This is a genomic window from Pedobacter sp. MR22-3, assembly GCF_026240075.1.
Classification (GTDB): domain Bacteria; phylum Bacteroidota; class Bacteroidia; order Sphingobacteriales; family Sphingobacteriaceae; genus Pedobacter.
Window position 1 is genome coordinate 555,432 of the sequence record NZ_JAPIVF010000002.1, and the last position, 16,454, is coordinate 571,885.

The 16,454-nt window shown below is 40.3% G+C and carries 9 protein-coding genes; 8 read left to right on the top strand and 1 reads right to left on the bottom strand.

Features of this window, described 5'->3' with window-relative positions; translation table 11 throughout:
* Nucleotides 1-49: 49 nt before the first annotated feature.
* The 8 genes from OQ267_RS06095 to OQ267_RS06130 all read left to right on the top strand — a co-directional run bounded on the left by OQ267_RS06095 (nt 50) and on the right by OQ267_RS06130 (nt 14,779).
* Entirely contained in the window at nt 50-1,168 is a 1,119-nt protein-coding gene (locus tag OQ267_RS06095; protein ID WP_265835240.1) for a glycoside hydrolase family 43 protein, read from the top strand.
* A gap of 6 nt (nt 1,169-1,174) precedes the next feature.
* Nucleotides 1,175-3,523, top strand: coding sequence for a glycoside hydrolase family 127 protein (locus OQ267_RS06100; RefSeq protein ID WP_265835241.1), 2,349 nt, complete (start codon nt 1,175-1,177; stop codon nt 3,521-3,523).
* A gap of 125 nt (nt 3,524-3,648) precedes the next feature.
* Nucleotides 3,649-4,146, top strand: coding sequence for a phosphoheptose isomerase (locus OQ267_RS06105; RefSeq protein WP_088299269.1), 498 nt, complete (start codon nt 3,649-3,651; stop codon nt 4,144-4,146).
* A gap of 158 nt (nt 4,147-4,304) precedes the next feature.
* Nucleotides 4,305-5,033, top strand: coding sequence for an acyl-CoA desaturase (locus OQ267_RS06110; RefSeq protein ID WP_088299270.1), 729 nt, complete (start codon nt 4,305-4,307; stop codon nt 5,031-5,033).
* 291 nt (nt 5,034-5,324) lie between these two features.
* Nucleotides 5,325-7,781, top strand: coding sequence for a TonB-dependent receptor domain-containing protein (locus OQ267_RS06115; protein WP_088299271.1), 2,457 nt, complete (start codon nt 5,325-5,327; stop codon nt 7,779-7,781).
* Nucleotides 7,782-8,043: 262 nt separating this feature from the next.
* Nucleotides 8,044-11,178 (top strand): SusC/RagA family TonB-linked outer membrane protein, encoded by a 3,135-nt coding sequence (locus OQ267_RS06120; protein ID WP_265835242.1) that lies wholly within the window; start codon nt 8,044-8,046, stop codon nt 11,176-11,178.
* A gap of 11 nt (nt 11,179-11,189) precedes the next feature.
* Complete coding sequence (locus tag OQ267_RS06125; RefSeq protein ID WP_265819745.1) at nt 11,190-12,623, top strand: SusD/RagB family nutrient-binding outer membrane lipoprotein; 1,434 nt, start codon at nt 11,190-11,192, stop codon at nt 12,621-12,623.
* An 80-nt stretch (nt 12,624-12,703) separates the two neighbouring features.
* Nucleotides 12,704-14,779 carry a S9 family peptidase gene (locus OQ267_RS06130; protein WP_265835243.1) on the top strand — a complete coding sequence of 692 codons (2,076 nt, stop codon included), beginning with the start codon at nt 12,704-12,706 and terminating at the stop codon, nt 14,777-14,779.
* On the opposite strand, the gene OQ267_RS06135 is transcribed toward OQ267_RS06130, so the two are convergent.
* The gene (locus OQ267_RS06135; protein WP_265835244.1) at nt 14,776-16,410 is read right to left on the bottom strand and encodes an ABC transporter substrate-binding protein; all 1,635 of its coding nucleotides are present in this window, start codon (nt 16,408-16,410) and stop codon (nt 14,776-14,778) included. The two genes, OQ267_RS06130 and OQ267_RS06135, sit on opposite strands and share 4 nt — an antisense overlap.
* Nucleotides 16,411-16,454: the final 44 nt, after the last annotated feature.

Sequence of the window (16,454 nt, forward strand, 5' to 3'; positions counted from 1 at the left end):
TAAGTGTTTATTAACTCATTCACATGTAATTAAACCAAACAACATAGTTATGAATAAGAGGATCAACTTTATCTTATGCTTTTTAACCCTCTCTTTATTGGCCTGTCAACTTGCTTCTGCGCAGCAAAAATATGCTTCATTTACGCAGGGTAAAATCTGGAAGGATGATAAAGGCGTACACATTAATGCGCATGGTGGTGGTATAGTTGAACATAAAGGCACCTATTATTGGTTTGGTGAACATAAAATTGAAGGTGAAAAAGGAAATACCGCACAGGTTGGGGTTCATTGCTATTCTTCAAAAGATTTATATAACTGGAAGGATGAAGGCATCGCACTGTCGGTTTCTGATGACCTGAAAAGTGATATTGCAAGAGGATGTATTTTAGAAAGACCTAAGGTTGTTTACAATAAAAAAACTAAGAAATTTGTGATGTGGTTCCACCTGGAACTTCTGGGCAAAAGTTATGAAGCCGCCAGAAGTGGCGTTGCCGTAGCAGATAAACCCAACGGGCCTTATACCTTTATCAAAAGCTATCGCCCTAATGCAGGTAAAATGCCGTTTTATGCAGAGGGTACACCTGAGGCAGAAAAGGTAAATTGTGAAAATCCGGCAAATAAAAGTGATGGCTTTTTCTGCAGGGATTTTCCTGGCGGACAGATGGCAAGAGATATGACTGTTTTTGTTGATGATGATGGCAAGGCTTATCATGTTTTTTCTTCTGAAGAGAATTTCACCTTACACTTAGCCGAATTAAGCCCTGATTATTTAAGTCATACAGGCAAGTTCATCAGAATCTATGTAGGACATCAAACAGAAGCACCAGCTTTATTTAAGAAAAATGGCACCTATTATATGGTGGGTTCTGGTTGCACAGGTTGGGCTCCAAACCCTGCCCGATGGTTTAAGGCCAGTTCCATTTGGGGACCATGGACGTATATGGGAAACCCTTGTCAGGGACCAGGTGCAAATATCACATATGGCGGACAAAGCACCCACATTCTTCCGGCTCCAGGAAAGAAAGGTGATTTCATTTTTATGGCAGATAAATGGGAACCTAAAAACGCCATCGATGGTCGTTACCTCTGGTTGCCGATTAAATTTGAAGGCGATAAGCTTACTATAAACTGGCAGGATGAGTGGAACCTCAGTACGTTTAATAAATAGGAGCTTATGAAACGGATCTTCATTTTTTTATTGATTGCTACATCTTCACTCCAAACAATTGCGCAGACCAAGAAACTGGAGGCCTTTTCACTAAAAGATGTGCGTTTGCTGGAAAGTCCGTTTCTCCAGGCAGAAGAAACGGATAAAACCTATATGCTTTCCCTCAATCCCGATCGCTTACTGGCACCTTATTTAAAAGAGGCAGGTCTCACCCCAAAAGCTGAATCTTATGGTAACTGGGAGAATACGGGGTTGGATGGCCATATTGGCGGGCATTATGTTTCGGCACTTTCACTCATGTACGCTGCTACAGGCGATGCAAAAGTGAAAGAAAGGCTGGATTATATGATTGATGAGTTGGAAAAATGCCAGTTAAAAAATGGAAATGGTTACCTATCCGGCGTTCCCGGAGGTAAAGAAATATGGGCAGAAATCAAATCCGGAAACATCAAAGCTTCCAGCTTCTCCCTGAATGGCAAATGGGTGCCCTTGTACAATATTCATAAAATTTTCGCGGGTTTACACGATGCTTATGCCGTGGCGGATAATGAAAAAGCGAAACAAATGCTGATCAGATTAACAGACTGGTGCATTGATTTGGTGGCTGGTTTATCCGATCAGCAGATTCAGGAGCTGTTAAAAAGTGAGCATGGTGGGTTGAATGAAATATTCGCGGATGTTTATGCCCTTACCGGGGATAAAAAATACCTGAAACTGGCCAGGCAATTTTCAGATCAATCCATTTTGAAGCCATTATTGGAACAAAAAGATGCTTTAAACGGTTTACATGCCAATACGCAAATTCCGAAGGTGATTGGTTTTGAGCAGATTGCACGGGTAGATCACGATGCCAGCTGGGCAAAGGCTGCAGGTTTTTTTTGGCAAACCGTGGTGAATAACCGCACGGTGGCCATTGGTGGAAATAGCGTAAGAGAACACTTCCATCCGGCTAACGATTTTTCTTCCATGCTCGAATCCAGGGAAGGACCGGAAACCTGTAATTCATATAACATGCTCAAGTTAACCAAACAGTTATTTCTTGATGCTCCTTCCATTAAATATTTAGATTATTATGAAAGAACACTATACAATCATATTCTAACTTCACAAAGGGCCGGTGGAGGTTTTGTTTATTTTACACCCATGCGCCCCGGGCATTACCGTACGTATTCCAATCCCCAGGAAAGTTTCTGGTGTTGTGTAGGCTCCGGTTTAGAAAATCATGGCAAATACGGCGAATTGATATATGCACATGACGATCAAAACCTGTACGTTAATCTCTTTATTCCATCGGTGATCAACTGGAAGGAAAAAGGCATTACCCTTACACAAAGAAATCAGTTTCCAAATCAGGAATTTACGCAGATGGTGTTAAAAATGGATAAAAAACAACAGTTTTCGATCCGTTTGCGCCATCCATCATGGGTTGCAGCAGGGCAAATGACTATCCTGGTGAATGGTAAAAAAATCATGGCAAAAGCATTAGGTAATGGTTATGTGCGTATTGATCGGGTTTGGTCATCTGGTGACGTAATTAAAGTGGCACTACCCATGCACAATACTGCCCAGTTCATGCCCGATGGATCAGATTGGGTGGCCTTTCTTCATGGGCCAATCGTTTTAGCTGCAGAGCTGGATACCCTGTCGCAACCCAATTTAACTGCAGATGGCAGCAGGATGGGGCATATTGCTTCCGGTCCCTTATTCCCGCTGAGCGAGGCGCCATTGGTATCTGGTAAAAAAACAGATCTGGCACAGCAGCTTACACCAGTTAAAAATGAGGTGCTTACGTTCAGCGCAGAAAAGATAATCTACCAGCCTAAATATAAAAACCTCAAACTGGTTCCCTTTTATGAGTTGGCAGAGAAGCGTTATGTGGTATACTTCCCTTATACCAATCCAGAAAATCTGGAGGCAAAAGCTAAAGCGATTAAATTGGCTGAGACTGAAAAAATCAAGTTAGAACAGGAAACCGTTGACATTGTGCGTACGGGAGAGCAGCAGCCGGAATCAGATCATGGTTTTAAAGGTGAAGATACAGATAATGGAATTTTTCAGGACCAGCACTTTCGCGCGGGGAAGGGCTGGTTCAGTTATAATTTAGCGAATAAGGATTTGAAGGGGAAAAAGATCAGGCTTACTTTTTATGGCAAAGAAAAAAATAGAAATTTCCAAATCCTGATCAATCACGTAGTCGTGGAAAAAGTTAAACTTGATGGAAGTAAGGGCGATGTTTTTTATTCGCAGGATTTCGAAATCCCTGAAAACTTATTAAAATCACAGCTGGAATTGACATTAAAAGCCGAGCCCGGATCTGCCATTGCCAGTATTTTTGAAGTAAGGCTGGTGAAATAGGCAGCTGCAATTTTTTTTAAGCAAGATGTTCGGCTCACTTGTGAGCAGTATTAAAATATCATATGGAAAAAAATAAAAGTTCAAAAGTGCTTTTTTAATTCCAAAGCATTATTTTTACGCCAATTATGGAAAATGATAAAAAAGAAATATTCGATAGCGTTGCACAAAGATTAAAAATTGAAGGCTTTAATGTGGTAAACCGCGATGAAACACGCCCTTGGGGTGGTTTTTTTGTGATTGATGAAGCACAAGCTCAGCAATTTGCAGACACTTATTTTGATGGATTAGATGTAGAAAGCTTAAAAATTGGTGGTAAATTAAGTCCGAAGATTTTAATCGTAGCCCCAAATACCCGCCTGTCATGGCAATACCACCACCGCAGGGCAGAAATCTGGCAAGTGGTAACCGGTACAGTTGGCATTAAAACCAGTGAGACTGATGAAGAAGGAGAAGTTAAAAAATATGCACCTAAAGATCAGATCAAATTACAGCAGGGTGAGCGTCACCGCTTAATTGGTTTGGATGATTGGGGGGTAGTGGCCGAAATCTGGCAACATACAGATGCTTCAAATCCATCAGATGAAAGCGATATCGTAAGGGTTCAGGACGATTTCGGAAGATAATTTTTTTTAAAAATAAAAGATAAAAAGGCATGGATGAATTATTCTAAGTGCCTTTTTAACAACTTTCAGGTATTCGTTTAATTACGGATATTTGCCAGCGGAAAGATACCGAAAACTAAATGTCGGGAAATTCCGTTTATTAAGCATACACGTTATACATGATTATCCTTATTTTCTTTCTTTGCCATTGGTTCTTATCTCTTTTCAGCCAAACTTTTTTCCTCCACCGTTACTCATCACATAAAATGTTTAAAATGGAGCCTTTCTGGGAAAGGTTTTTTTATCTTGTTTTACTGATTTCTCAGGGTTCATCTTTTTTAAATCCAAGAGCTTATGCCATTTTACACCGGATGCATCATGCTTACAGTGATACAGAAAAAGACCCGCATTCGCCACATTTTTTTAAGGACGTTTTTGGGATGATGATCGCGACCAAAAACATGTACATGAATTATCTTCATTTTAAAATACAACCTGAACCTGCTTTCCAGGGGAATTATCCGGAATGGCCACTGGTAGACCGGATTGGTAATTCATGGTTATGGAGAATAGGATGTGGCTTGTTCTATATTGGTTTCTACATCGCTTTTGCCAGCCATTGGTGGTTATTTATTTTATTGCCCGTTCACTTTTTGATGGGACCTTTACACGGTGCTATTGTAAATTGGTGCGGACATAAATATGGTTATTCCAATCACGATAATGATGATCACAGTAAAAATTCATTGCCATGGGATTTCCTTTTAATGGGTGAGTTGTTTCAGAACAATCACCACAAAAAACCAAACAGCCCTAATTTTGCAACCAAATGGTGGGAGTTTGATCCTACTTACCCGGTGATGAAGGTATTGCACTGGATGAAGATTATCAAAATCAGAAAGGTTTAATCCTGTTCCAATCAAAGCCTCACCTCAATTGAGGATAGCTCGTACAAACATTTTACAGACTACCATATTTTACAAAGGCTGATGGATTTAATTCATCAGCCTTTTTTTTAAGCCATTTTGCGCAGGCATGTATATAAAATGTTTCATCTTTTCTCCTGTTGACCAGTATTTTACCGATAAAAATTGCACCTTTGCCGACTAAATTAACGTAGTGGCATAAAAACTATTTTGAAGAATTGTAACAAAATGCAATTTGCGCAGACTAATAAACCATCATACTAACAAATTATAATGAAAAGAATTTTACTCTCGCTCCTGATATTTGGAACGTTTATTCATGCCAATGCCCAGTTTCCTGCAGGAGGTTTTGGCGGAGGCGCAAAGAAGCCCACAGTTTTCGGCCGGATAACGGCAACCATTTTAGATTCTGTAACCAAACAGCCTATAGATTATGCAACCGTATCATTAATCAGTGCTAAAGATAATAAATCCGTAAATGGTGGTGTAACTGATCCGAAAGGTAAGTTATCCTTGCAAAATGTAGCGCCTGATACTTACAAACTGATGATTGGATTTATGGGTTATAAAACCAAATCGGTTACAGTTACGACTACACCTGCAAAGCCAGATCAGAATTTAGGAACGATCTATATTTCTTCTACAGAAAATTCACTGGCAGATGTTCAGGTGCAGGGTACCAAGGCAGTCATTGAAAATAAAATTGACAGAATGGTTTATAACGCAGAAGCTGACGGAACCAATGCGGGAGGAGATGCAACGGATGTGATGCGTAAAGTGCCTATGCTTTCAGTAGATGTTGACGGAAATGTTCAGTTGCGTGGGGGTGCGGTGCGGGTTTTAATCAATGGCAAACCATCCGGAACCATGGCCAGCAGCGTTTCTGATGCTTTAAAAATGATTCCTGCAGAGCAGATTAAAAGTGTAGAAGTCATCACGAGTCCTTCTGCCAAATATGATGCAGAAGGCTCAGGAGGGATTATCAATATCATTACTAAAAAATCAAATGCACAGGGTGTAAGCGGAACCGTAAATACATCTGTTGGAACCAGGCAAAATAATGGTGCTTTTAACCTGACTGCTAAAACAGGTCGTTTAAGTGTGAATACCAGTTTGGGTGCAAACCTGGCCTATGCGCAGGATTCAAGATTATTATTTGAAAACATTACCCGTACAGATTCTGCCGGAACAAACAGGATAAACAGTATTATCCAGAATGGTGTTTCCAAATTCAGTCGCAATGGCTACAACGGAAGTTTTGGAGCAGATTATGATTTTAACGCCTATGATAATGTAAGTTCTACCTTTAAATATAATAATTTCTCTAATGGTGGTCCGGGTAGTGCCGACTATATTTTAAATGGTGTTCCGCTTAAAAATGTCAGCAACATGGATGTGGGTTTCAACAATTTCGACTGGAACGTTGACTATAAACATACCACCAAGAAAGAAGGTGAAGAATTTACCATTTCAGGTCAGTTATCATCAGGAAGTAATACCACGGATTTTGAGAATGAAATTATAGGAAGTCCTTTTCCGGCGATAAGCAGTAACAATATCGGCAGAAATAAAGAATATACTGCCCAAACAGATTATACCTATCCATTTAGCAAATCAACGATATTGGAAGTGGGAGCAAAAGGGATCTTCAGAAACATTAACAGTGAATTTTCAAATAATACCGCACAGGATTTTGAATATAGTCAGGATGTGGCCTCCGCTTATGGTGTGATCAGCTTTAAACTGAATAAAAAATTAAATTTTAAAGGTGGCTTAAGATCAGAATATACCGCAATCGATTTTAATACCGCACAAGGTGGTACCCAGAAAAACGACTATTTCAATTTATTCCCAAGTGCAATTATCTCACAAACATTAAAAGGGAACGCTACCTTAAAACTGAGTTATAACCGCAGGGTTCAAAGGCCAAGTTTAGCCTACCTGAATCCTTTCCGTAATGAGAGCGATCAATTCAATATCCGCCAGGGTGAGCCAACATTAAACCCGGAGCTGAGTGATAACCTTGAGCTTGGGTATTCTACCTTTATTAAAGGATCGGTCATCAATGCCTCTGTATTCTACCGCCGTACGGGTGGTGTAATTGAGAGTTCAATTACGCCTTTTAGAGAAGGAAGCCTGGATAAAACACTCACCACATATATCAACGTGGGTACTGCACAAACTTATGGTGCTAACTTATTTGGTTCATACAATCCAAAACCAAAATGGACTTTAATGACTAATCTTGGCGTAAATACTTATGAAGTAAGTAATACCCAAACCGGAGTAAGCACGGGTACGTTTTTAAATTATAATATTTTTGGACGTTCGGCTTACGGTTTCGGTAAAGGATATAACTTCGAATTATTCGGCGTAGTTAATTCTCCAAGAAGAACCTATCAGGGTAAAACCGATGCAATGGTTTTTTACGGAGCCTCATTTAAAAAGGACATTCTGAATAAAAAGGGATCAATCGGAATCAATACTTTAAATCCTTTTACCCGCGATTTACACATTAAAACCGTGAATAATTCGGTAACTAATGTAGGTAATAAGGTAAGTACACTTTTCCAAAGTTCTAACATTTACTACCCATTGCGCTCGTTCGGTGTAAACTTTAGTTATTCTTTTGGTAAGTTGAAATTTACGGAAAAGAAAAAGATTAAAAACGACGATGTGAAGCAGGATCAGCAACAAGGTGGCGGAATGGGTGGAGGCTTACAGCAATAAAACAATATTCTTCTTATTTAAAGCGCTTTCTGGTTAATCTGAAAGCGCTTTTTTTTGTGCCGGAAATTTAGTGTTTGAAAAATACACTAAGATTTGTAATTTTTTTGATTGTTTAATTGTTATTGCCTGTTTTTGCTTCGTTTTGGGGTTGATTTATACGGCTTTTTGCGGTATTTGAATGTATGTATGATATTTTGTGCGTGTTTTTTATGTTAAAAGGTTATCTTGCAGTGACTAACATCATTCATTTAAATCTTTAGATATGAAAAAAATCTTTACTTCACTTTTTTTTCTGTGTATTTTGTTAACCGGGCTTTCTGCCATAGCTCAGGTAAAAACCATTACAGGGAAAATTACGTCCGCTGAAGATGGAGGGCCATTGCCAGGAGCCAGTATAAAAATTAAAGGTACCACTACCGGGACATCTACGGATGGAAATGGTGCTTTCAGTATCCAGGTTCCTTCAGCTAATGCGGTGCTACAGGTTAGTTTAGTAGGTTACAAACAGCAGGAAGTTACCATAGGTGATAAAACAGTCATTAGTGTTGCTCTTGCTTCAGATTCCCAACAACTTCAGGAAGTAACTGTTTCAACAGCATTAGGAATCACCAGGCAGGCGAAATCATTAGGTTATGCTGCACAAACTGTGGGTGATAAGGATCTTAACTTTAACCATCAGCCCAACTTAATTAATGCTTTGCAAGGTAAAGTTGCCGGTGCCACCATTTCAAGCACAGGTGGTGGTCCGGGGCAGGGAGCAAGCATTCGAATCAGAGGGGTAAACTCTATAGATCCGAACAGATCCGGTGATCCGCTTTATGTGATTGATGGTGTTCAGATTGATAACACCACCTCAACCCAGGGTGCAAACCCGAGCGGAAATGCGTATGGTTCAAGAGGGGTAACCAACAGGGCATCAGATATTAACCCAGAAGATATTGAGACCATTAATATTTTAAAAGGTGGGGCAGCAACGGCACTTTATGGTTTAAGGGGTGCAAATGGAGTGGTGGTGATTACCACAAAAAGAGGTAAGCAAAATGGCATCCAAATTAACCTCAACAGCAGTTATGGTTTTGATGAGGTGTTGATCAGTCCGAAAGTGCAAACGGAATATACGCAGGGTGTGCTCGGTGTGTACACCAATCCGCCGGGTGGTATCGGACCTGCCTGGGGTCCAACCATTGCAGAAGCTAAATTGATTGATCCAACCCATCCAGATAAATTATATAACAATTACGATCAGGCATTCGGTACCGGTCAGCAAATTAAAAACTCCGTCTCTTTAACCGGAGGAAGTGATGTAGTCAAGTTTTTCTCTTCTGTTTCTCAGTTATACCAAAAGGGAATGATGCCAAATACCGACAACAGGAACCTCTCCGGGCGACTGAATACTGATTTTATTATCAGTCCGAAATTAAAGGCTTCTGTGAATATGAACTTTACCAATTCTGGTGGTTACACGTATAGTGCCGACCGGTTTGGTGAGGGATTGGCTTATTTTTCGCCTAGATATGACTTAGCAGATTACCAGAATGCAGATGGCTCGCAAAAGTATTTGGGTACCAATAATCCAATATGGGGTACGGCCAATAATAAACTGAAAGGTGATGTAAACCGTTACATCGCCGGAGCAAGTCTAACCTATGATCCAACCAAATGGTTAAACTTTTCTTATCGCTTTGGGGTAGATACTTATAATGAAAACCGGGTAAGAACCGCTCGCGGTCCGATGTATACCGGAGAGGCTATGTACGATAATGATCAGGGTTACTACGGAGAATATAATTCAAAGTTCAGAACGTTGAACAGCACTTTTGTGGCAACACTCTCTACAAAATTAGGTGAAGATATTACCGGAACATTAAGATTGGGTCAGGAACTTTATGATAGAAGAATTAAAGAAACCGGAACGCTGGGAAGTATTTTAGGAATTTATAACTTCTTTAGTCTGGAGAATGCCAGTGTGCTTACCCCGAGTCAGGCCACAAGAGAGAAACGTTTAGTTGGCTATTTCGGAGAGGCTACTTTTGATTATAAAAATTTCCTTTTCTTAAGCGTTACAGGGAGAAATGATATCAGCTCTACCTTACCGAAGGAAAACAGATCTTTCTTTTATCCATCTGCCAGTTTAAGTTATGTGTTTTCGGATCAGTTTAAATTACCAGCCGTCATCAGTCAGGCTAAATTAAGATTATCATATGCCCGCATTGGGAAGGATGCAGCAGAGTATTCTACCTTTACAGGTTACACCCCATACCTTAATTTACCATCAGGAACAGGTGGCTTAACGATTGGATCCAATTTAGGCAATCCTGATCTACTGCCGGAGTTTACCAATACTTATGAGGGAGGTTTAGAGATGTCTTTCTTTAAAAATCGATTAGGTTTTGATTTAACCTATTATTACTCATTAAGTACAGACCAGATTATCCAAACACAAGTATCTTCTGCAGTGGGTTATGTGACCAAATCAATTAATGCCGGTGATATCAGAAACCGGGGGGTAGAACTGGTGATTAACGGTAAGCCCATTGTTGGAAAAGATTTTAACTGGGGCGTGAACCTTAATCTTTCTGCAAACCGCAACAAGGTGCTTTCCATGCCTAATGGCGTTACTGAAATTGTGTATGGTGCAGCGAGAGGTTATGGTAATGCAGGAGTAACGATGAAATTAATTGAGGGTCAGGCATATGGTAATATTTATGGGAGTTATTTCAACAGGTATTATGGAACGCAGGCAGAGAATCCGACGATTTTAGATAAAAATCTGCCTTTACTGATAGGTGCCAATGGATTTCCAAGTATTTCGGGAGGGAAGCAAAAACTTTTAGGAAATTCCCAGCCAGATTATATTATTGGTTTCGGTAATAATTTCAGCTACAAAAACTTCAGTTTAAATGTCTTGTTTGATGCCCGCTTAGGTTTCGAAAAATACAACTGGCTCGAAGATTTCTATTCTGCCTTTGGTCTTCCGGATTATACGGCAGACAGAAGAACGACTAAAGTTTTTGATGGCGTGCTGGCCAACGGACAACCCAATACCAAGCCTGTTTACATGGGGCAGGGCCTTGGACCAGATGGTAATAATTATGGTGAAGGTTACTATCGTATTCTGTATAGAAACGTTTCAGAACCTTTTGTTTCTGATGCTTCATGGGTGCGTTTGCGTTCGGCCAGTTTAAGTTACAGGTTCCCGCAACAATGGCTGCCGGCAAAAGCCATTAAAAGTGCATCCTTATCTGTTACAGGCAATAATTTATGGTTATGGACTAAATATTATGGCGTAGATCCTGAATCGAGTTCTTATGACTCGGGCAGTAACAATGATGGCTCTGCAGGTTTTACCTATCCATCAGCACGTACCATTATGTTTACCCTTAATGTTGGTTTTTAAAAAGAATTAAGATGCAAAAGATTATAAAATATACTTTTTTATCAGCCATGATGGCAACATTAGGCTTGCAGGGTTGTAAAGATAGCTACTTTGATAAACTATCTGATAATCCGAATCAGGTGACAGCACCAAGTTTAAATGCTTTGCTGGCTACCTCTACCTATAAGGCTGGTTTTAACAATTACAGCGTGGCCAGCATTATCCTTCCATATGTGCAATATACAGCCAACCCGGCGGCAAATGGTGCCGGAGATACCTTTCAGGCTATTGATTTCAGTGCCACCTGGGATTTGCTTTATTTTGCCATGGCTGATGCCAATGAAATGAAAAAACTGGCTGTAACACAAAATTCAAGTGAATATAAAGGTGTGGCTGATGTATTAATTGCCTACAACCTGATGATGGTGAATGACCTTTGGGGCGATGCACCATTTTCTGAAGCATTCAACATCAATAACCTGGTACCAAAATATGATAAGCAGCAGGATGTTTATGCGTCGACATTGGCACTGGTAGATGAGGCCATCACAGAACTATCTAAAACCAATTCTGCCATTAAACTGGCTGCAGCAAGCGATTTAATTTATGGCACTAATGTTTCTACTGAAAGGGCAAACTGGTTAAAAATGGCTTATGCACTAAAGGCCCGTTTGCTGAATAAGGTGAGTAAGTCCGGTACTTATAATCCTGCTGCTGTATTGGATGCGGTGAGCAAATCCTTTACGGGTAATGACGATGATGCCAGAATGCAGACCTTTAGAGAACGCAGTCCGTGGGCAACAGTGGCTTTAAATAATGAACAACAATCATTAGGTGGCTGGCTTTCAGAGCAGTTGATCGACGCCTTAAATGGAACAACCTATGGTGTATTTGATCCGCGCTTGCCGAAAATTACAGATTTAACAGTAGATGGGAAATATATCGGAACAGTGAATGGTGCAGGAAACCGGGCTCCGGGTGCCAATACCCGAAAAGATGAAAATTACATTTCGCGCAATTCTCCATGGAGTGGAAACACGTCGCCAATTTTTATCGTGACTTATGCAGAACTAAAATTTATTGAGGCTGAGGCCGCATTGAATATTGATCGGGCCAGATCGTATGCTGCTTATTTGGCGGCGATCCGGGCGAATATGGATAAATTCCAGGTTTCAGCCACAGATAAAGAGGCGTATATGGCGCAGCCAACAGTGGCGGTTGGTGCAGCTGCATTAACGAAAAGCTTAATTTTTAAGGAAAAATACATTGCTACTTATCTAAATCCGGAAGCCTGGAATGATGCCCGCCGCTTTGATTATCAATATAAAGATTTCACCATGCCGGTAAATGCTGCGTTGCCAACCTTTATTCGCCGCCTGGATTATCCTCAGGGTGAAAGAAGCAAAAATGGAGCAAACGTACCCATTGATGTCCCAAGGACAAGCAGGTTGTGGTGGGATCAGTAACATTTTTATAAAAAGAACTTTCCAGCCCTTTCCTTTTAATGGATAGGGCTTTTTTGCAATTTATCATCAAACGTTAAACCATGAAGCATTTGTTTTTCGTACTGTTGTGCTGTTGTTCAACAAATATTTTTGCGCAGTCTTTTTCTGTTCAGTCGGTTCTGAGTTATCCCTTTCCATCTCAATTGGTGGCTTCCCCAAACGGATCAAATGTGGCATGGACGGCAAATGAACAGGGCAAAAGAAATATTTATGTTGCAGGAGCACCAGACTACAAAGCCATAAAAATGACCAGTTATAACGAGGATGACGGACAGGAACTCACCAGCCTTTCGTTTTCTACGGATGGAAACTGGATTGTTTATGTCAGGGGAGGAGATCATGGAGGTAAAGACGGTGGACCTGTAAACGCGGCATCTGCTCCGCTTGCTCCAAAAATGCAGGTATTTTCGCTTAACCTTAAAAATCGAAATACGATCCCACTCGGCGAAGGTGATTATCCCCTGATTTCACCTGATGGTAAGTTAGTTATTTTTTCAAATGGCGGACAAGTTAAAAGTGTGCCAATAGATGGATCAACAGCGGCTAAACCGTTATTTTATGCCAAAGGAAACAATAGCAGTTACAGATGGTCGCCGGACGGGAAGAAAATAGCTTTTGTTTGCAACCGGACGGATCATTCCTATGTAGGGATTTACACCGATCAGAAAACACCTGTTCAATGGCTGTTGCCTTCTTTTTCAAGGGATATTACGCCTTCCTGGTCTCCTGATGGAAATGAAATTGCTTTTATCAGACTGCCTGGCATTGGTTTGGAAACGGATTCCATTTTAACCCGAAAACATCAGCCATGGGCCATCTGGAAAGTTAATGTCAATAATGGCAAAGGGATGCAGCTTAACAAGGCACCTGAAACCATCAGGGGTTCATTTCCCGCCATGGAAGGAGGAGCCAATTTAATGTGGGCACATCAGAAAATCGTATTTACTTCTTATGAGGACGGCTGGCCACATCTATATGCGATGAATCCTGACGGGTCGGGAAAAACCTTACTCACGCCGGGAAATTTTACTGTTGAAAATATCAAGCTGAGTAATGATTTAAAAACATTGGTATTTGCGGCCAATACGGGTTTAGATAAGGATGATCTGGACAGACGCCACATTTATCAGGCATCTGTAGATCAGCCCGGGATGAAGCCGCTTACTACCGGAAAAGGGATTGAGGCTTATCCTGTTATTTCGGGAGATGGTAAAAATGTATTCTGTTTAAGTGCTACTGCAAGTCAGCCTTTATTGCCAGCGAGGATTGATCAGGGTAAAATCCATCTGATCGGAGCAGAGTTGCTTCCAACAGATTTTCCAACCAGCGCGCTGGTTAGCCCGGTTCATGTGAGTTTTAAGTCGGCAGATGGAAAAACAGTTTATGGCCAACTATTTTCCCCGAAAAAGACGGTTAAAAATCATCCTGCCATTGTTTATGTACACGGAGGACCACAGCGACAGATGATGCTGGGCTGGAACCCGATGGATTATTATTCCATCGATTATGCTTTGAACCAATACCTGGTAAACCTGGGTTTTACAGTGTTATCAGTAAATTACAGATTGGGTTTGGGTTATGGATATGATTTCCATAAGCCTTTACGGGCAGGGGCTCAAGGTGCTTCAGAATACCAGGATATTAAGGCCGCTGGTGAATGGCTGGCTCAACAGGCTAATGTAGATCCGGCAAGAATCGGTATTTATGGTGGATCATATGGTGGTTATTTAACTGCTTTGGCATTGGGAAAAGATTCCAGATTATTTGCGGCTGGGGTAGATATTCACGGCGTAAACAGCCGGTTTAGCAGTGTGGCAATGGAAGGTAAATTACCCGCTCCCGATGCAGACCTTGCCGCAAAGATTGCAGGTGAATCTTCGCCCGTCGCTTATTTAAAAATGTGGACTTCACCAACACTAATTATCCATGCAGATGACGATCGTAATGTAGCCTTTAGCCAAAGTGTTGATTTAGCTAAACGATTTGAAGCTAGGAAGTTCAACTTTGAATTCTTAGTTATTCCTGATGATACCCATCACTGGATGAAATTTTCCAATGCGGTTAAAGTCAGTAAAATTACGGCTGATTTTCTTACACGTAAGCTGATGAAAAATTAATTCTTCTTAATGTTTTTTAAAATCATTAAGCTTAAAGCATTAAAAGCATAACCGCTGATGTTATTTTGAAGCATCACGACAGATTGATCATAAAATAACGGAACCACCGGCGATTGATCCATCACCAGCTGATCCATTTTCCGGTAAAGTTCAAAACGTTTTTCTGTATGGGTTTCGTAATAACTTTGCTCAAATAATTTGTCAAAATCCCGGTTATAAAAGGCAAAATAATTGGGTCCGTTAGGTACTTTATTTTTGGAATAAAACATCGAAAGGAAGTTTTCGCCATCAGCATAATCTGCCAGCCAGGAGCCTCTAAAGAAATTTACGTTATTCTTAGACATCAGATCTCTTAAACTTGCACTCGGACTCACATCAATTTTAACCTTCATCCCAATATTGGTCAGTTCGCCCTGAATAAATTCAATCAAATCTTTATAAGTGGTGGTGGTATTTAATGTGATTTCAGGTAAACCCTTGCCCTCCGGAAAACCAGCTTCTTTTAATAACCTGGCAGATAAAACAGGGTTGTAAGTGTAACCACGCACGGCTAAACTATCAAAGCCGGGCATGCCTTTTGGAATAAATCCGGACGTGGCCGCAATACCAATGCCATTTCTCAAATACCGGATTAATTTATCCCGGTCAATGCCATAATTAATGGCTTGCCTGATCTTTTTTATTCTTAACGGCGATTGCTTTACAATGGCCAGATTAGTATCGACTAAAATACCTACATACTCCGTGCATAGATAGGGGCTTTTGGTTAAGGTGAATTTGTCTTTATATTTAGAAACCATTTTGCCGCTTTTGGTTAGAATGTCATCGCGGTAGCTGCCATCAACATTATAATAAAAATCCAAATCCTTTTTCAGGAAACTCATAAAGCCACTTTGCTTATCAGTAATGAATGTTGCTTTTACGGCATCCAGATAAGGTAGCTTGGTCCCTTTTTGATCATGTTCAAAATAATGCTCATTCTTTAATAAAACCAGGATCTCGCCCTCTTTCCAGTACTTAAATTTAAAGGGGCCTGTGCCAATCGGGTGGCTTCTGAAATTTTTTCCGTAATGGGTAACTACTTCCTCAGGTACTACCGAACAATATTGTGTGGTTAACAAATTCATCAATGGAGGAAAGGGTTTTACCAGTTTAATCTGAAAAGTCGAATCATTTATGGCGATAAAATTACGCCTGTCTTTTACCTTATCGCTAAAAATCCATCCACCGGAAGAAGCCACTTTAGGATCAATTAACCGGTAAAAACTATAACTGAAATCTTTGGCTACTACCTTTCTGCCTTTGCCGTTTTTAAAAATCGGATCATCATGAAAGTAAACATCATTGCGAAGATTAAAGGTATACGTCAAGGCATCCTCAGATATTTTCCAATTTTTAGCAATGCAGGGAACGCTTTGAAGATTGGAATCGATCTGTACCAGGCCATTAAAAATCTGATTGGTCATCCAGATGGCATTCTGGTTGCGGGCAAAAGCCGGATCGATGGAGGTTAAGCCCTGATCGAGATTAATATTAAATGTTTTTTTATGATTATTTGAAGTATCCTGATGACATGAAACGAAAATAATGCTAATGAAAATCCAAAATATATAATTAAATGAGGCTCGCATGAAATAAGGATTGTTATTTTTGCACAAATTAATAAATTTAATGC